The organism is Streptomyces sp. NPDC006339, assembly GCF_040612775.1.
Lineage (GTDB): Bacteria > Actinomycetota > Actinomycetes > Streptomycetales > Streptomycetaceae > Streptomyces.
Map to the genome: position 1 here is coordinate 105,227 of NZ_JBEXQW010000025.1, position 17,348 is coordinate 122,574.

A 17,348-nucleotide genomic window follows, 5' to 3' on the forward strand; every position below is an offset into this window, starting at 1 on the left:
GAGCGAAGCCTACGCCCGGGCGGCCCACGCGCCGGCGGCGCGTCCCGATGTCAGTGGAAGGCCGTACGGTCGGGGCATGATCACCGCCGACGAAGTCCGTGAACTCGCCCTCGCGCTGCCGGAGACCATGGAGAAGGAGGCGTGGGCCATGCCCACCTTCCGGGTCGCCGGGAAGATGTTCCTCACGCTGCCCGACGACGAGACGTCGATGGCCGTCCGCTGCCCGAAGCTGGACCGCGACGAGCTGGTCCTCGCCGAGCCGGAGAAGTTCTGGGTCGCGGACCACGAGGCGGCCTTCGCCTGGGTACGGGTCCGGCTGCGCGCCCTCGACGACGCCGAGGAGCTACGGGCGATCGTCGTCGACTCGTGGTGCCAGGCCGCCCCGCCCCGACTGCTCAAGGCCCATCCGGAGCTGGTGCCGCCCGCGCCCTGACCCCGCCGCCGGTCGCAGGACGCCGGAGGCGCCGCGGCGTGGTGCGTCGGTGCGTCGGTACGTCGGTGCGGCGGTGCGGCGGGCTTGTCGCGCGGGCGGCTGCCGTCCGACGTAAGGTCCGCATATGGGTGTGGTGCTCCGCCGTCGACGCCGCGCCGCCGCCCGACCGGCCCGCCCGGCCCGTGGGTGAGCGGCGTGGTCGGCCCGACCGGTGCGGACACCGAGGACGTCTTCGGCGACGGGCGGCTGGACGCCGTCGTCGCCGACGTCATGCGGCAGACCGCGGCATCCATCGGCCTCCTCTACGTCCTGCCGCCGGGCGAGCGCACGCTGCGGCTCGTCCTGGTGTCGGGCGTCTCCCCGGAGATCGCCGCCCCCTGGGTGCGGATCCCCGCCGACGCCCCCATCCCGGTCGCCGACGCCATCCGGGACCGCAGGATCGTGTGGCTGGGAGGCCAGCAGGAGATCGCCCGCCGCTATCCGAGGGTCGGGATCGTGCTGCCGTACGACTTCATGCTCGCGGCCGCACCCCTCGCCGACGCCGACACCGTGTGGGGCGGCATCGTCCTGCTCTGGCCGATCTGGCACGCCCCCGAGCTCGACGAACGGGAACGGACGGCCCTCGAGGACTGCGGCCGCCGGTCGGCGCGGCTGCTGCGGCGGGCCGCCGAGCAGGACCCGCCCGTGCCGCCGCCCGCGGAACTGCGCGTCGTGCATCCGGCCCGCCCCTCCCAGTCCGACCCCGCCCTCGGCGCCGCCGCCGTCGACTTCGCCGAACGGCTGCCCGTGGGGTGCTGCGCCCTGGACCTCGACGGGCGCATCACCTTCATCAACACCGCCGGGGCGGAACTGGTGAACGCCGGCGCGGCCGCCCTGCTCGGCAGACGGCCGTGGGAGGTGCTGCTCTGGCTGAACGACCCGGACTTCGAGGACCGCTACCGCGAGGCGGTCGTCACCCGCCGGCCCACCTCGTTCACCGTCACGCGCCGGCCGGCCGCCCGGCTGCTGTTCGAGCTCTACCCCGACGTCACGGGCGTCAGCGTCCACATCCACGCGCTCACGGACCCGCCCACCCCCACCGAGGACCGGCCGGCCGAGACGCCCGCCGTGCCGGTGGCCGAGGACACGCCGCCGGCACGGCCCGTCGAGCCCGTCGGCGCCACCGCGGTCTACCGGCTCATGCACCTGGCGGCGTCCCTCGCCGAGGCCGCCGGGGTCCACGACGTCGTCGACCTCGTCGCCGACCAGATCGTGCCCTCCTTCGGCCCGCGCGGCCTCGTCCTCATGAGCGCCGACGAGGGCCGCCTGCGGATCATCGGCCACCGCGGCTACGACCAGGAGTTCGTCGACCGCTTCGACGGCACCCCGCTGACCGCCGAGGTCATCGACGCCCAGGTGCTCGCCACCGGCGTGCCCGCCTTCTTCGCCTCCTACGAGGAGCTGCGCCGCGCCCACCCGCACGCCCCGCGCTACGAGGGCCGCCACGCCTGGGCCTTCCTGCCGCTGATCGCCTCCGGCCGGCCCGTCGGGTCGCTGATCCTCTCCTACGACCGGCCGCGCTCCTTCCCGACGGCCGAGCGGGCCCTGCTCACCTCCCTGGCCGGGCTGATCGCCCAGGCCCTGGCCCGGGCCCGGCTCTACGACGCCAAGCACTCCCTCGCGCACAGCCTCCAGACCGGCCTGCTGCCGCACGGTCTGACCCCGCTCCCCGGAGTCGCCGTCGCCGCCCGCTACCTCCCCGCGGGCCACGGCATGGACATCGGCGGTGACTTCTACGACCTCGTCCACGCCACCCCCGCCACCGTCGTCGCCGTCATCGGTGACGTCCAGGGACACAACACGACCGCCGCGGCCCTCATGGGGCAGGTGCGCACCGCCGTCCACGCCCACGCCATGGCCGGCGAACCGCCCGGCGACATCCTGGCGCGCACCAACCGGCTGATGGCCGACCTCGACCCGGACCGCTTCACGAGCTGCCTGATCGCCGAGTTCGACCTGGCCCGGGACCGCATCCGGCTGGCCACGGCCGGACACCCGCCGCCCCTGCTGCGCCACCCCGACGGCCACACCGAGATCCTCGACGTCGCTCCGGGACTGCTCCTCGGCCTCGGGCTGCCGGCCGACGCCGACTACCGCACCACCGAGCTGCCCTGGGAGCCCGGTTCCGTCCTCGTCCTGTACACCGACGGGCTCGTCGAGTCCCCCGGCGGCGACATCGGCGCGGCCATGGCCGACCTCGCCGACCGCCTCGGCCGGTCCCGGGCCCGCGACCTCGACGACCTGGCGGACGACCTCATCCACCACGTCACGGACGCCGCGCACCGCACCGACGACGTCGCCCTCCTCCTCGTCCGGCGGGAGCAGCCGCCACCCGGGCGGCCTAGCGGGCGATGAGCTCCCGGGCGGCGCGGGCGATGTGGTTGCGGGAGATGCCGCAGGCGTCGAGCAGCTCCTCTGTGGTGCCGGAACCCGGCAGGTCCGTGACGGCGAGGTGGGCGAAGGCCGGACGCTCGCCGCCGTCCGAGGCCAGGGCCGACAGGACGGCTTCGCCGATGCCGCCCTCGGGATGGTGGTCCTCGACCACGAGGAGGGCGCCGGTCTCCCGGGCCGCGCGGACGAGGGTCGCGGTGTCGACGGGCTTCACGGAGTAGAGGTCGACGACCCGGGCCCGTACCCCGTCCGCGGCCAGCTCGTCGGCGGCGGCCAGGCACTCGTGCAGGGTGACACCGGCGCCGACCAGGGTGACCCGGTCGTCCGCGCCGTGCTCGCGGAGGGTCTTCGAGCCGCCCACGGGGAAGGACTCGCCGGCCCCGTACAGGACGGGGTAGGACCCGCGGGTGGTGCGCAGGTAGGAGACGCCGTCGAGGTCGGCCATCGCCGCGGTCAGGGCGGCCGCCGAGGTGGCGTCGCTCGGGTACAGCACGGTGGAGCCGAGGACCGCGCGCATCATGGCGAGGTCCTCCAGGCCCATCTGCGAGGGGCCGTCCGCGCCGATCTCGACGCCGCAGTGCGTCCCGCACAGGGCCATCGTGATCCGCGAGACGGCGGCCATGCGGATGAAGTCGTGGGCGCGGGTGAGGAAGGCGGCGAAGGTGGTGGCGTACGGGCGGAAGCCGCGCACCGCCATGCCGACGGCGTCGGCGACCATCTGCTGCTCGGCGATGTACGTCTGGAAGTACCGCTCGGGGTGGGCCTTGCCGAAGTCCTCGGCGTGGGTCGAGTTGCCGACCTCGGCGTCCAGGGCGACGACCTCGGGGCGGGCGCCCAGGGCCGCCAGGGCGGCGCCGAAGGCGACACGGGTGGCGACCTCGTCCCCGACCTCGTAGCGCGGCAGCTCGACGGTCACGGACCCGGCCCGGGGGGTGCCGGCCGGGGCGGACCGGTCGCCGGACGGGCGGGGGCCGCGCACGCGCAGGTCGCGTACGCCGCCGAGTTCCGCGACGGCGCGCTCGGCCATGTCCTCGGGCAGGGCCTTGCCGTGCCAGCCGCCCTTGTCCTCCACCTCCGCCACGCCCCGGCCCTTGACCGTCCTGGCGACCACGACGGTCGGCGCCTGCCCGTCGGAGGCCGTGGTCAGGGCCCGGTCGATCGCCTCGACGTCGTGGCCGTCGACCTCGATCGCGCGGCAGCCGAACGCCTCCGCCCGGCGGACGTACGCGGCGGTGTCCCACTCCAGCTCGGTGGGGCCGCGCTGGCCGAGGCGGTTCACGTCGATGAGGACGGTGAGATTGGCCAGCCGGTGGTGCCCGGCCTTGTCGAGCGCCTCCCACACCGATCCCTCGGACATCTCGCTGTCCCCGCACAGCACCCACACCCGCGCGTCCCGCTTCTCCAGGTCACGGATCGCCAGCGCCATGCCGACGGCGTAGCCGATGCCCTGGCCGAGGGAGCCGGTGGCCACGTCCACCCACGGCAGTGCGGGCGTGGGGTGGCCCTGGAGCCGGTGGCCGATGCGGCGGTACGTCGTCATCAGCTCGTCGTCGTCGATCGCGCCGGCGGCCTTGAACATCGCGTACAGCAGCGGCGAGGCGTGCCCCTTCGAGAAGACGAGGCGGTCGCCCGCCGGGTCGTCGGGCGCGTCCCAGTCGTAGCGCAGATGGCGGGTCATCAGCACCGCCATCAGGTCCGCGGCGGACAGGCTGGAGGTGGGGTGCCCGGAGCCCGCCGCCGTACTGGCGCGCACCGAGTCGACCCGTAGCTGCTGGGCGAGCTCGAAGACCTGGGACAGGTCGCTGCGGGGGCCGAGCGTGGTGGTGGCGGGTGCGGTCATGACGAAGGTCCTTTCACACGGGGAATCGCGGGCACGCGGCGCACGCGCCCACGTTTCCGCGTCTGCTCGGTGCGGCGGCGGTCATGCACCGCCGCCGCACCGGAAGGCCCGAGGCGGCGTCCCCGGGCGCAGCCTTACGCGCGCGGGGACGGCCTCGGGAACGGCCTCAGGGCTGGCCTCAGGGCCGGAAGAGCACCTTCACCACACCGTCGCGCTTCGCCTGGAACATCGCGTAGGCGTCCGGCGCCTCGGACAGCGGCAGGCGGTGGGTGGCGAAGTCGTCCACGCCGAGCGGGTCGGCGTCGGTGAGCAGCGGCAGCAGGTCGTCGACCCAGCGCAGGACGTTCGCCTGGCCCATGCGAAGGCGCAACTGCTTGTCGAACATCACCAGCAGGGGCATCGGGTCGGCCGCGCCCCCGTACACCCCGGCGATCGACACGGTCCCGCCCCGGCGCACCAGTTCCACCGCCAGATGCAGCGCGGACAGCCGGTCCACGCCGTAGCGGCGCATCAGACCCCGGGCGAGCGCGTCGGGCAGCAGCGAGACCATCGTGTGCAGGCCGTGGGCGACCGGCGCGCCGTGGGCCTCCATGCCGACCGCGTCGATCACGGCGTCCGGCCCGCGCCCGTCGGTCAGGTCCCGCACCCGGTCGACCAGCTCCGCGTCGGACGGGTCCAGGACCTGCACCCCGCGGGCCGCCGCACGATGGCGGCGGTCGGCCACCGGATCGATGCCCACCACGAGCTCCGCCCCGCGCAGCAGGGCGATCCGGGCGGCCATGTCACCGATCGGGCCGAGACCGAGGACCGCGACCGAACCACCGGGCGGGATCTCCGCGTACTCCACGGCCTGCCACGCCGTCGGCAGGACGTCCGACAGATAGATGAAACGGTCGTCCGGCGGGCCCTCGGGCACCGGGATCGGCAGGGTGTCGCCGAACGGCACCCGCAGATACTCGGCCTGCCCGCCGGGCACCTGCCCGTACAGCTTGGTGTAGCCGAACAGGGCCGCACCCGTGCCGTACGCGCGCACCTGCGTCGTCTCGCACTGGGAGTGCAGCCCCGAGGCGCACATGGGGCAGGTGCCGCAGGAGACGTTGAACGGCACCACGACCCGGCTGCCCGGTCTGAGCCGCCGGACCTCCGCGCCCACCTCCTCGACCACCCCCATCGGCTCGTGCCCGAGCACGTCACCGGGGTCGAGGAACGGCCCCAGCACCTCGTACAGATGCAGGTCCGATCCGCACAGTCCGCTCGACGTGATCCGTACGATCACGTCGGTCGGCTCCCGCAGCACCGGGTCCGGCACGGTCTCCACCGACACCTTCCGCCGGCCCTGCCACGTGACGGCCTTCATGGCGGCCACCTTCCCGTCGGTCTCCGCTGTCTCGTCGTCCGTGGGGGCGGGTGCCCCGCCTCACGGCCAGGACACCTCACGCCGGGGCACGACGACCAGCTCGGCCGCCGCACTGCCCGCCGGCACCGACAGGGCGTACATCACGGCGTCCGCGACGACCTCCGGGCTCTGCAGGAGCGCCGTGTCGGTCTCCGGGAAGCGCTCCATGATGAACGGCGTCTCCATGCCGCCCGCGACGATCCCCGTGACCCCGATCCCGGGGCAGTCCCGCTGCGCCTCCTTGAACAGGGTGTGCGTGAAGGCCCGCAGACCGGTCTTCGCCGCGGAGTACGGGCCCGCCTCGGTCCAGGTGCGCAGGGAGGCGGTCGACAGGATGTTCACGATGTGGCCGCCGCCCCGCGCGACCATGCGGCGGTAGCCCTCGCGGCACAGATACATCGGGCCCAGCAGATCCGTCGTGATCACCCGCGTGATCTCCTCGGACGTGAGCTCGGCCACGGACTTCGTCACGTCCACGGCGGCGCAGTTCACCAGCACGTCCACCGCGCCGCCCGACGCGTCGAGCTCCTCGAACAGCTCCGCGACCGCCTCCGCGTCCCGGACGTCGAGCCCGACCGGCCGGGCCTGCCGGCCCTCGGCCAGCAGGCTCTCGCACAGCTCCTTCGCCAGTTCCTGCCGGACGTCGGCGACCAGGACCGTCGCCCCGGCGCCCGCCAGCCTGCGCACGATCGCCGCGCCCAGACCTCGCGCTCCGCCGGTGACGAGGGCCGACCGGCCCTCGAGGGTGTTCTCGGTTCCGTTGTTCATCGTTCGTCTCCTTCGCATGCGTTCCTCGGACGTGTGTGAGCAAGCCCACGCGCCCCCCAACAAGCCGTGTGAGACACAGGAGTTGAGGGGGTGCCCGACCCCGTCGTGAAGGCCGTGTAAGGGGGGTCACCCTCTTCTCGGAAACCGTCTGCCACGATGGGCCGCTGACCCGCTCCGCCCGTGCCGACGCCCTCGGTGCCCCCGCCCCTCCCGGCGTCCCCGGCGCGACGGACCGCGGTCGTCCCGCGGCTCCCGCCGCACCCGCTCCCGCCGCCCCCTCCGCTTCTCCCGCGCGCCCCGTGCCGCATCCGGTGACCCCGTGCCTTCCTTGCGTCTGCTCCCGTCCGCCTCCTCGTCCCTCTCCTCGGTGCTCCGCCCCCGGCGAGCCCTGTCCGCCGCCGCGTCGGCGCGCGGCGGTGCCCGCCGTCCCGCCGACGACGACAGGTCGCCCTGGCGTTCGCTCCGCCACCGCAGCATGCGCTGGTGGGCCGTCGCCCACCTCGTCTCCAACACCGGCACCTGGATGCAGTTGACCGTCCAGAACCTGCTGGTCCTGCAGATCACCGGCTCGCCCGCCGCCGCCGGACTCTCCATCTCCGCCCAGGCCGCCCCCGGCCTGCTCATGGGCCTGCTCGGCGGAGCGGTCGTCGACCGCTGGCCCCGCAAGGTGACCGCCGCGGTCGCCCAGGTGGCGCTCGGCCTGGTCGCCCTCGCCACCGCCGCCCTCGTCGCCCTCGACGGGCTGAGTCTGCCCGTCCTCCTCGGGCTCGCCGTCGTCACGGGCCTCGTCGCCACCGTCGACGGACCGGCCTGCGCGCTGCTCGGCAACGACCTCGTGCCCGCCCGGGACGTCCCCTCCGCCATCGGCGTCGGCTCGCTCGCCCACAGCGCGGGCCGGCTCGCGGGAGCCGCCCTGGCCGGCATCACCGTCGCCACGCTGGGCACGGCCGCCGCCTACGTCGCCAACGGCGTCTCGTTCTTCTTCGTGGCCGCCGTGATCCCGTTCCTGACGCTGATCCGGCCCCAGGACGGAAAGCCCGGGGCCGGTTCCGCCGAGGCCGCCGACGCCGCCGACGGGTCCGCACGAGCGGGGTCCGACCCGTCCGACGCGGCTGCGGCCACCGACACCAGCGTCCGCGGCGGCCTGGTCTTCTTCGCCCGCCGCCCCCGGCTCGTCGCCCTCGCGGCCCTCAACGCGGTCAGCGCCCTCTTCGGCCGCAACTACTCCCTGACCCTCGCGGTCCTGGTCACCGGCCCGCTCGCCGGCTCCGCCGGCTCCTTCAGCGCCGTCTCCACGGCGCTGGCCGTCGGCGGCATCGTCGGCGCCGTGCTCGGCGCCCGGCTGCGCAGCCCCCGGGTCCGCATGGTCGCCCTGCTCACCGCGGGCGGCGCCCTGCTCCAGGTGGTCGCGGGCGTCTCGCCGTCCCTGATGTTCCTGGTCGTGCTCGCGCTGCCCATGGCCGTCGCCGAATCCGTCACGGACACCGCCCAGAACACCCTGCTCCAGACCGACCCGCCGCCCCACATGCGGGGCCGCGTGCTCGGCGCCTGGAACAGCATCCGCACGCTCTGGGGCCTGGCCGCGCCGCCCACCCTCGGCCTGCTCATGGAGATCATGGGCGCGCGGGGCGCCCTGGTGACCGGCGGCCTGGTCGTCGCGGCCGCCGTGACCGCCGGATGGCTGCTGCGCGGCCCCCGGGCCGCCGCGGCCAAGGCCACCGCGACCGTCCCCGCCCCTGTCCCCGTCCCCGCCCCTGTCCCCGTTCCCGCCCCCGGCACCGTCACGGCGGTCCCCGCCGTCGTCCGTCCCACGCCGGAGCCCCTGCCGGAGCAGGTCACCGTCCGCGCACCCCTCACCCGGCCCGCCCTGGAGAGCGCGGCCTGAGCGGTACGCCTCCATGGGGCCGGGCGCGGGTGCGCGCTCGGTCGCGGGCGGCCGGTTCACCGGCTCGCCGCCTCGACGAAGAGGCCCGGCCGACCGGCGGGAGCGTCGGACGCCGACAGGGCGAGGACGGCGTCCAGGACCTCGTCGACCGTGATCTCCAGAAGCCGGGGATCCGGCCGGTCCCCGTGCGGATCACCCGGGCGCGCGGCTTCGGGACCGGGGCCCGGGTGCCACAGCGCCCGGTGGGGGCTGTGGGGGCCACCACCGCCCGGCGGACCCCACAGCTCCGGTGACACCGGACCGAAGAGCACCACCGAACGGGTGCCGAGCGCGGTCGCCAGATGGGCGAGCCCCGTGTCCCCGACCACCACGCAGCGCGCGTCGGCGACCAGCGCGCACAACTCCTCGAACGGAATCCCCCCGTCACCCGCGTCCCCGCCGCCCACCACGGCGGACGGCGGCAGCCCCGCGTGCTCCGCGACCGACCGGGCCAGCGCAGCCTCGCCCGGACCCGCCGTCACCAGGACCGGCAGGCCCGCCCGGCGCACGCCCCGTACCACCGTCGCGAACCGGTCCACCGGCCAGCGCCGGGACGCCGCCTGCGCGCCGGGGTGCACGACGACCGCACCCGGCAGCGGGGAGCCCGGCCCGGCCGGCCGCGCGATCCGCACGTCGTCCGGATCGGCGGCCAGCCCGTACCAGCGCAGCAGCCGGCACCACCGCGTCCGTTCGTGCTCGTACGGGTCCCAGGCCGGCCCCCGCACGTCCGGGACCTCCGGGTGGCGGAAGCCCCACAGACGCTCCGGCCCGAGACCGGCGAGCAGCCGGTGGCTGGCCGGCCCGCGGCCGTGCAGGTTCACCGCCAGATGCGGGGCCCGCACGCCGCGCGGCAGCGCGGCGGGCACACTCCGCCCGGGCCCCGCGGCCGCCAGCACCCGGTCCACACACCCGGTCGCCCGCGCCACCGGCTCCAGCTCCCGCGGCGCCGCGAGCACCAGCTCATGATCCGGCAGCGCCCGTCGCAACGCGCGCAATGCCGGCACGGCGGCCAACAGATCCCCGAGCCCGAGCGCCCGCAACACCACCACCACCGGCCTCCCCCCGGCAGACCCGGCCCCGCCACCGCTCGGCGCGAGCACCTGCCGCTGCGGACGGGGCCGGTCGGCGGGCTTGGCGGGTGGGTCCGCCGGCGTATGCGGGGGCCCGCCCGGGGCCGGCCGCTCGGGTGCGGGGCCGGGTGCCGGGGAGCCGTTCCGTGCGGCCGGCCGGGCCGCGGGGGTGGGGTGCGGCGGGCGGGGGGTGGCGGGTTCGGTCATCGGGTGGGCCGTTCCGCCGCCGCGGCGCGGGCGGCGCGGTCGGCGAGCAGGGTCGTGGAGTGGCCGTCCAGGTACGGCAGGACGACCGTCTGGCCGCCCCAGCGCCGTAGCGCCCGGGTCTCCGGGAGGCCGTCGGGGGAGTAGTCGCCGCCCTTCACCCACACGTCGGGCCGCAGCGCCTCCAGGAGCCGCTCCGGGGTGTCCTCGTCGAAGGCGACCACCGCGTCCACACTGCCGAGGGCGGACAGGACGCGCATCCGGTCCGCGAGCGGGGTGAGGGGGCGGCCGGGGCCCTTGAGCCGGGTGAGCGAGGCGTCGGAGTTGACGCACACGATCAGGCAGTCCCCGATCCGGCCCGCGCGTTCGAGGAGGCCCACGTGGCCGGCGTGCAGCAGGTCGAAGCAGCCGCCCGTGGCGACGACCGTGCCGCCCCGGGCCTTGACGCGGCGGGCCAGGGCGAAGGCGTCACCGGCCGGCTCGGGGCCGGGTGCCGGGGGCGCGGCGTCCTGCCGGACGCCGGACACCGCCGAGGCGCCGCCCGCGCCGACGAACGAGGCGGCCTCGGCGACAGCCCGCTCCACCGCCTCCTCCGGCAGCGCGCCGGCGGCGAGCGCCACCGCGGCCGCCGCGGCGAAGCAGTCGCCCGCGCCGCACGGGTCGCCGCCCGTGACGGCGGGCGCCGGCACGAGCAACGGGGCCGTCGAACCGGCCCGCGTCAGCAGCGCACCCGCCGCCCCGAGGGTGACGACGACATGCGTGGCGCCCCACCGCTCGGCGAGCTCGGCGCCCCGGTCGGCCTGGGCGCGCAGCGACGAACCCGGACGCGGACTGAAGGCCGCGGCCTCCTTCGCGTTCGGCGTCGCCAGACGGGTGCCGGGCACCGGCGGGCCGCCGCGCGGGTGCGGGTCCCACACCACGGGCACGCGCCGGGCCGCCGCGGCGAGCGTCTCGCGCAGCGCGTCGACCGTGCCCCGGCCGTAGTCGGAGACCAGGATCGCGCTCGCGGACTCGAGGGTCTCCAGGACCTCGGCGCCGGGCCGCCCGGGCGTCCCACCGCCCCGGTCGAGGCGTACCAGCGGACGTCCGCCGGCCAGGACCCGCGTCTTCACCGGCAGGGTGCCGTCCAGCGGCACGGCGACGAGCCGGACCCGGTCGCCCAGACACCGCCGGGCCGTCTCGCTCGCCTCGTCGTAGCCGACCGCGGCGACGAGGACGACGTCGGGGGCGTCGGGGGCGTTCCGGCGACCGCCGAGCCGCGCGGCGAGGACCGCGGCGAGCCCGGCCCCGCCCGCTCGCCGGCGCACGCCCGCCACATCGACCACCGGCGCCGGCGCGTCCGGCGCCAGCCGGCCGGCCTCGCCCTCGATGTCCTCGTCGAGCAGCAGATCACCCACGACCACCAGCGGTCCCCGGCTCATGACGCACCTCCGTACGGCCGGCCCGACCCACCTCCGTACGGCCGGCCGGACCCACCTCCGTACGGCCGACCGCCCGCCCGGGCCGGTGTTCCGGTCGGCACGGCGGCCCGCCCTCGGGCGCCGTCGGATCCCGCGGTCAGACCGCCGGCCCGCGCACCGCGCTCCGTCTCGGCCGCGTCCACGAGCGACGCGTCGAAGAACTCGCACAGCAGGTGGACCACGACCAGGTGGGCCTCCTGGACCGTCGCCGTGGTGGCGGCGTCGACGGTCAGGGCGTCGTCGGCGGCTTCGGCCAGCGGGTTGGGGCCGGGGCCGGTGAGGGCCCAGACGGCCAGGCCCCGGGAGCGGGCCGTCATCGCGGCGGAGAGGAGGTTGGGGCTGCGGCCCGATGTCGACAGCAGCATCAGGAGGTCGCCGGGGCGGCCGTGCGCGGCGACCTGGCGGGCGAAGACCTGCTCGAAGCCGTAGTCGTTGCCGATGGCCGTGACGCTGGACGTCTCGGCGTGCAGCGACAGGGCCGAGTAGGCGGGACGCTCGTCGCGGTAGCGCCCCACGAGTTCCGCCGTGAGGTGCTGCGCCTGGGCGGCGCTGCCGCCGTTGCCGGCGGCGAGCAGCCGCCCGCCGTCGGTGAGCACGGCCGCGAGGCGGCGCCCCCACCGGGCGAGCCGGCGCAGGTCGGCGCCGTCCAGCCGGTCGACGGCCTGGGACAGCGCCCGGCAGTGCCGCCGTGCGTCCTCGTAGATCTCGGATTCGTTCATGTCGCGTCGGCCGGGTGCCCCGCCGGGACCGGGCCGCACCTCCCTCGCCTGTCGTCGGTCGCCTGTCGTCGGTGTCAGAGTGCTCCGGCCATCGGCGCGTGCGCGGCGAGCACCGCTCGGTAGGACGCCTCCGTGGCCCCGGCCACGCGCTGCCAGGAGAAGCGTTCGAGGACCCGGCGCCGCCCCGCCCTGCCGTACTCCGCGCGCAGCGCGGGATCGGCGAGCAGCAGGCGTACCGCCGCGGCGAGCACGGGCGGCCTGGCGGGCGGGACCAAAAGGCCGTTCACCCCGTGGGCCACCGTGTCCAGTTGCCCGCCCACGGCGCTGGCGACGACCGGCCGCCCGCACGCCATGGCCTCCAGCGGCACGATGCCGAACGGCTCGTAGTCCGCCGGGCAGAGCACGACGTCGGCGCTCCGCATCAGGACCGGCACCGCCGCCGGCGGCACCGCCCCGGTGAACCGCACGCGGTCCGCGACGCCCGCCTCGGCGGCCAGCGCCCGCAGCCGCCGCACCTCCGGGTCCGCGTCGAGCGCTTCGGGCGGGGGCCCGCCCGCGATCACCAGCTCGGTGCCGGGCAGCCGCACGAGGGCGGCGACGGAGACCGCCGCGCCCTTGCGGGGCACCAGCCGGCCCAGGTGCAGCAGACGATGGCGGTACGGCCCGCGCCGTGCGGCCGGTCCGTCCGGCCGGAAGGCGGCCGGGTCGACGCCGCAGGGCACGATGTCGGCCTTGGCGCGGGCGATGCCCATGGCGGCCAGTTCCTCGACCTCGTCGCGGCAGGTGGCGACGACCCGGTCGCAGCCGAGACCCACCTCCCGCTCGCACGCGATGCGGTCGGGAGGACTCGTGTCCGACGTGCCTTGGTGCCGCCGCTTCACGGTGCCCAGCGCGTGATACGTGTGCAGGAACGGTATGCCGGTCTCCCGGGTCGCCCACAGCGCGGCCAGTCCCGACATCCAGAAGTGCGAGTGGACCACGTCCGGGGGCTCCGCGCGCCACAGGTCGGCCAGATAGCGCGCGAACGGCCGCATGTGGGGGAGGAGGTCGTCCTTCGACAGGTGCTCGGCGGGCCCGGCCGGCACGTGGTGGACGAGCACCCCGCGCCGCAGCGGCACGGTGTCCGGCAGGGCGGGGTCGTCCCGCCGGGTGTAGACGGTCACCCGGTGGCCCCGGTCGGCGAGCGCGCCCGCGAGCTGGGCCACGTGCACGTTCTGGCCGCCGGCGTCCACGCCGCCGAGGGTGGCGAGCGGACTCGCGTGCTCGGAGACCAGGGCCACCGACAGGGGGCCCCGGGAGCCGGTCGGGGTCGGCGACGGGGCCGGATTCGGCGACCGGGCCGAGGACGCCGACGGGGAGGGCGTCGAGGGGGAGGGGGTCGAGTGGAGAGGGGTCATGAGCATGCCTCCGCGATGAGGTGCTCCCAGTCGTTCAGGAAGCGCTTGAGGCCGTAGCGTTCGAGGGCGGCCTGACGGGCCCGGGCGCCGTCGGCGGCGGCCGCGTCGCGGTCGGCGAGATAGTGCCGGGCCGCCCGGGCGAGCACCTCCGGCCGGGTCGACAGGACTCCGGCGCCCGCCGGCACCGCCTCGACCGCCTCGGTGGTGGCGAGGACGACGACGGGCATGCCGAGGTGCATCGCCTCCAGCAGCGACAGGCCGAGGGACGTCCACCGCACCGGATGCAGGTAGAAACGCCGTTCCGCCATGGCCGAATGGAGCTGCGCCTGGGGCAGATCGGCCGTACGGCACCGGTCCTCCGGCAGTCCCAGGTGCGCGGCCAGTCCCTCCGTGCGCATGCCGAAGACGTCCAGGGGTACCGCCCGCGCCAGGTCCGGCAGCAGGTCCGTCCCGACGTAACGGCCGCGCCGCACGGGCTCGTTGACGACGACGGCGGCTCGGGCGAGGTCACCGGTGTAACGGTGGCCGGGGTCGACGACGCCGTGTTCGACGACGGCGGTTTTGGTCGAACCGTTGTCCCAGAGCAGCCGGTTGAAGTGCGTGACGTGGACGAGGGTCAGATCGGGGCGGTCGGCCATCGGGTGGCGGGTCAGGGGGACGTCACCCCGGGGGGTGTTGTGCTCCACGTACACCGCCGGAACGTCCCTGCCGGGCCGCCGGCCGCCGAGCCACCGCGTGGCCAGCTCCTCCTCGTGGGGCCGCTGGAGGACGACCAGGTCGACCGGTGCGTCCCGCAGCCGGTCCGGTGCGATCTCGTGGACCGAGTCGGGCCACGGGAACGTCCTGGCCCTGCCCCGCCCGTCGGGGCCGCGATCGGGCGTGACGGGTGTCAGGTAGGTGTGCGGCCCCTGGACGAAGGCCGTCGTCCAGGATCCGTGGACGTGCCACAGCAGGATGTTCATGCGGTCGTTCCTCCTCTCGCCCCCGACGCGCCGGCCCCCGACGGGGCTCTCGCGGCTCTCGTCCCCGACGCGGCCCTCGCCGCCGTCCCGCCGGCCGCACGGTCCCGGCGCGCGGCGAGGCCGTGGGGGCCGTGGGGGCCTTGGGGGCCTTCGGGGTGGTGCGGCCCGTCGGAGTCGTACGGGGTCCCGAGCCCGCGCTCCGGGGGGCCGGGGGGACCGGGGGGACCGGTACGCGGGTCCGGCTCCAGGAGCGAGGCCACGGCCGCGATCACCTCGGCGTCGCCCACCCCGTCGAGGCACGGATGCCCCGCTACGGGACAGACGCGGGCCCTGGTCGTCGCACAGGCCGCCCGCTGGTCGCCGAGCAGCACATGGGGCACCCCGTAGGGCCGCCAGCGCTCGGCCGGCACCACCGGCGCGAACAGGCACACCACCGGTGCTCCGACCGCCGCCGCGAGATGGGCGGGCCCGGTGTTGCCGGTGACGACGGCGTCGGCGCGGGCCAGGACACCCGCGAGGTCGTCCAGGCCACCGGTCGCACCCCCGAGGTCAAGACCGTGCCGGCCCGCCACCCGGGCGGTGAGCGCGCGTTCCGCCGGACCGCCGGTGACCACCACCCGGTGCCCGGCCTCGTGGAGGGCGGCCGCCGCCCGCGCGGCCCGCTCGGGGCTCCAGGCGCGCGCCGGGACGGCGGCACCCGGGTGCAGCACGACGTACCGGCCGTCGCCGGTCAGGCGGGTCGTGTCGGGCACAGGGCCCACGCGGAGCCGGCCGTCGTCTCCGGGCGGCAGCCGGAAGCCCGCCGCGCGGGCCAGATCCAGGGCCGCCTCGGCCTCGTGCCGGACGTCCCCGCGCCGGTGCCTCAGGTCGAGCAGAGCCCCCGGGTAGTCCTCGCTGTCGGCGCCGATCCACGGCACCCCGGCGAGCCGGAGCAGCAGCGCGGCGGGCAACGGGCTCTGGTGGTACGAGACGAGGACGAGCGCCCGGTCGAACCGGCCGGCCGCCACGGTCTCCACGAGCCGCGCCACGCCGTCCGGCGTGAGCGGCGGCGGTTCGAGCCCGACCCACGGCGCCTCGTACACCAGCACCTCGTCCACGCCGGGCAGCAGCCGCGCGGCGGGCGCGCCCTGGGGGCCGCACAGCACCGCCGTCCACGAGGAGTCCGCGGCGACGGCCCGCACGGCAGGGCCCGCGAGCAGCACGTCCCCGGCACTGTCGAGGCGCACCACGAGCGTGCGCGGGCGGGCGCTCACCGGGCACCGTCCCGCTCGACGGCGTGGTCCCACGGCGGCAGGGCGAGCGCGAGCCGTACCGCCGACATGAGGTCCGGCGCGGTACGGGGCGCGGCGGCGACCTCCCCGGGCAGGGTCACCGGCGTCGGCACGAGGACGCCCCGGGCGCCGGCCGCCCGTGCGGCGGCCATGTCGGCGCCGATGTCGCCGATCACGACGGTACGGGAGGGCCGTGCGCCCAACCGTGCGCAGGCGGCCAGCACGAGCCCGGGCGCGGGCTTGCGGCAGCCGCAGCCGTCCTCCGGGCCGTGCGGGCACACCGCCCACACCCCGAAGGGTCCGAGCAGCCCCTCCACGCGCCGCCCCACCGCCACCACCTGACGTTTCGTCAAGAGACCGCGGGCCACACCGGACTGGTTGCTCACGACGCCCACGGGGATCCCGAGCGACCGCAGCAGAGCCACGGCCTCCCCGGCACCGGGCAGCGGCACGACCCGCTCTGGGTCGCCGTTGTACGGCACGTCCACGATCAGCGTCCCGTCCCGGTCGAACAACACGGCCTCGGGCCGGGCCGACTCGAGGGGGCTGCGGTCGCCGAGGTGGGGATGGCGGGGGTCCGGGGAGCGGAGGTCCGGATGCGCGGCGGTCGGGGTGCGGAGGTCCGGATGCGCGGCGGTCGGGTGGCGGAGGCCCGGATGCGCGGCGGTCTGATTGCTGGAGTCGAGGTTGTCGGGGTCCGGGGTGCGGCGGTCCGGATGCGCGGCGGTCTGATTGCCGGAGTCGAGGTTGTCGGCGGTCGGACTGCCGAGGTCCCGATGCCCGAGGTCCCGGTTCCCGGCGTCCTGGTTCCCGGCGGCCGCGTTGCCGAGTTCCGGGTTTCCGAGTTCCGGGCTTCCGCTGGCCGGATGCCCGGCTGTCGGATACCCGACGGCCTGCTTCGCGGCCGCGGGAGCCTGGCCGGCCGGTTCCCGGCGCCGGCCGAACAGCCAAGGCCCGCCGACGGCGCTCTCGCCCGCCGCCCGGCCGTCCCGCGCGTGCGGGTCTCGCGCCGGCTCGCTGCGCGCTTGCCGGTGGTCTTGCGCCTTCCGGTCATGGGCCGGCCTACTGCGCGCCTGCCGGTTGTGCGTCTGCCGGTTCCGCGCCTCCCGGCCTTGCGCCGGCTCGTTGAGCGCCTGCCGGTTTTGCGCCTGTCGGCTCCGCGCCGGCTCGTTGAGCGCCTGTCGGTCCTGTGTCTGCCGGTTCTGCGCCTGCAGGTCCGGCGGCGGCTCGTTACGCGCTTGGCGTTCCCGCGCTCGCCCGTCCCGCTTGGGGGCGTCCTGCGCTTGGCGTTCCCGCGCTCGCCCGTCCCGCGCCTGCCCGTCCCGCGTGCGGGCGTCCTGCGCCTGGCGTTCCCGCGCTCGCCCGTCCCGCGTGCGGGCGTCCTGCGCCTGGCGCTCCGGCCCCGATGCCCCGGCTGGCGCCGGTGACGAGTGCCGTCTTGTTCTCGAGCCTGCTGGTCATGGAAAACCCGTCG

At 76.3% G+C, this 17,348-nt stretch carries 12 protein-coding genes and 1 pseudogene; 3 read left to right on the forward strand and 10 right to left on the reverse strand.

Annotated features, from left to right (window positions below; genetic code table 11):
- Window positions 1-76: 76 nt before the first annotated feature.
- Both ABZ135_RS21440 and ABZ135_RS21445 read left to right on the forward strand, forming a co-directional pair.
- Window positions 77-433, forward strand: coding sequence for an MmcQ/YjbR family DNA-binding protein (locus ABZ135_RS21440; RefSeq protein ID WP_356697811.1), 357 nt, complete (start codon window positions 77-79; stop codon window positions 431-433).
- Window positions 434-628: 195 nt separating this feature from the next.
- Window positions 629-2,827, forward strand: coding sequence for a SpoIIE family protein phosphatase (locus ABZ135_RS21445; RefSeq protein ID WP_356697812.1), 2,199 nt, complete (start codon window positions 629-631; stop codon window positions 2,825-2,827).
- Here ABZ135_RS21445 and ABZ135_RS21450 read toward each other — a convergent pair.
- From ABZ135_RS21450 to ABZ135_RS21460, 3 genes are all read right to left on the reverse strand, one after another.
- Window positions 2,814-4,703, reverse strand: coding sequence for a transketolase (locus ABZ135_RS21450; protein WP_356697813.1), 1,890 nt, complete (start codon window positions 4,701-4,703; stop codon window positions 2,814-2,816). The genes ABZ135_RS21445 and ABZ135_RS21450 overlap by 14 nt on opposite strands.
- Window positions 4,704-4,881: 178 nt before the next feature.
- Window positions 4,882-6,060: an alcohol dehydrogenase catalytic domain-containing protein gene (locus tag ABZ135_RS21455; RefSeq protein ID WP_356697814.1), complete on the reverse strand. Its 1,179-nt coding sequence runs from the start codon at window positions 6,058-6,060 to the stop codon at window positions 4,882-4,884.
- A 60-nt stretch (window positions 6,061-6,120) separates the two neighbouring features.
- Window positions 6,121-6,867 (reverse strand): SDR family oxidoreductase, encoded by a 747-nt coding sequence (locus ABZ135_RS21460; protein ID WP_356697815.1) that lies wholly within the window; start codon window positions 6,865-6,867, stop codon window positions 6,121-6,123.
- Window positions 6,868-7,342: 475 nt separating this feature from the next.
- Here ABZ135_RS21460 and ABZ135_RS21465 point away from each other — a divergent pair, with 475 nt between their 5' ends.
- A complete protein-coding gene (locus tag ABZ135_RS21465) occupies window positions 7,343-8,752 on the forward strand; it encodes an MFS transporter (protein ID WP_356697830.1) in 1,410 nt (469 codons plus the stop codon).
- 56 nt (window positions 8,753-8,808) lie between these two features.
- Here ABZ135_RS21465 and ABZ135_RS21470 read toward each other — a convergent pair whose 3' ends face one another.
- The 7 genes and pseudogenes from ABZ135_RS21470 to ABZ135_RS21500 all read right to left on the reverse strand — a co-directional run bounded on the left by ABZ135_RS21470 (window position 8,809) and on the right by ABZ135_RS21500 (window position 16,392).
- Window positions 8,809-9,747, reverse strand: a complete 939-nt coding sequence (locus tag ABZ135_RS21470; RefSeq protein WP_356697816.1) for a glycosyltransferase family 9 protein — start codon at window positions 9,745-9,747, stop codon at window positions 8,809-8,811.
- A gap of 317 nt (window positions 9,748-10,064) precedes the next feature.
- Window positions 10,065-11,486, reverse strand: coding sequence for a PfkB family carbohydrate kinase (locus ABZ135_RS21475; RefSeq protein ID WP_356697817.1), 1,422 nt, complete (start codon window positions 11,484-11,486; stop codon window positions 10,065-10,067).
- A complete protein-coding gene (locus ABZ135_RS21480) occupies window positions 11,483-12,244 on the reverse strand; it encodes an SIS domain-containing protein (protein WP_356697818.1) in 762 nt (253 codons plus the stop codon). The genes ABZ135_RS21475 and ABZ135_RS21480 overlap by 4 nt, the downstream gene beginning before the upstream one ends.
- Window positions 12,245-12,318: 74 nt before the next feature.
- Window positions 12,319-13,641, reverse strand: coding sequence for a glycosyltransferase (locus tag ABZ135_RS21485; protein ID WP_356697819.1), 1,323 nt, complete (start codon window positions 13,639-13,641; stop codon window positions 12,319-12,321).
- Window positions 13,638-14,603, reverse strand: coding sequence for a glycosyltransferase (locus tag ABZ135_RS21490; protein WP_356697820.1), 966 nt, complete (start codon window positions 14,601-14,603; stop codon window positions 13,638-13,640). The genes ABZ135_RS21485 and ABZ135_RS21490 overlap by 4 nt, the downstream gene beginning before the upstream one ends.
- Before the next feature lie 257 nt (window positions 14,604-14,860).
- A pseudogene (locus ABZ135_RS21495) lies at window positions 14,861-15,832 on the reverse strand (glycosyltransferase family 9 protein); the annotation flags it as partial.
- 20 nt (window positions 15,833-15,852) lie between these two features.
- On the reverse strand, window positions 15,853-16,392 hold the full coding sequence (locus ABZ135_RS21500) for an HAD-IIIA family hydrolase (protein ID WP_356697821.1): 540 nt from the start codon (window positions 16,390-16,392) through the stop codon (window positions 15,853-15,855).
- Window positions 16,393-17,348 lie beyond the last annotated feature (956 nt).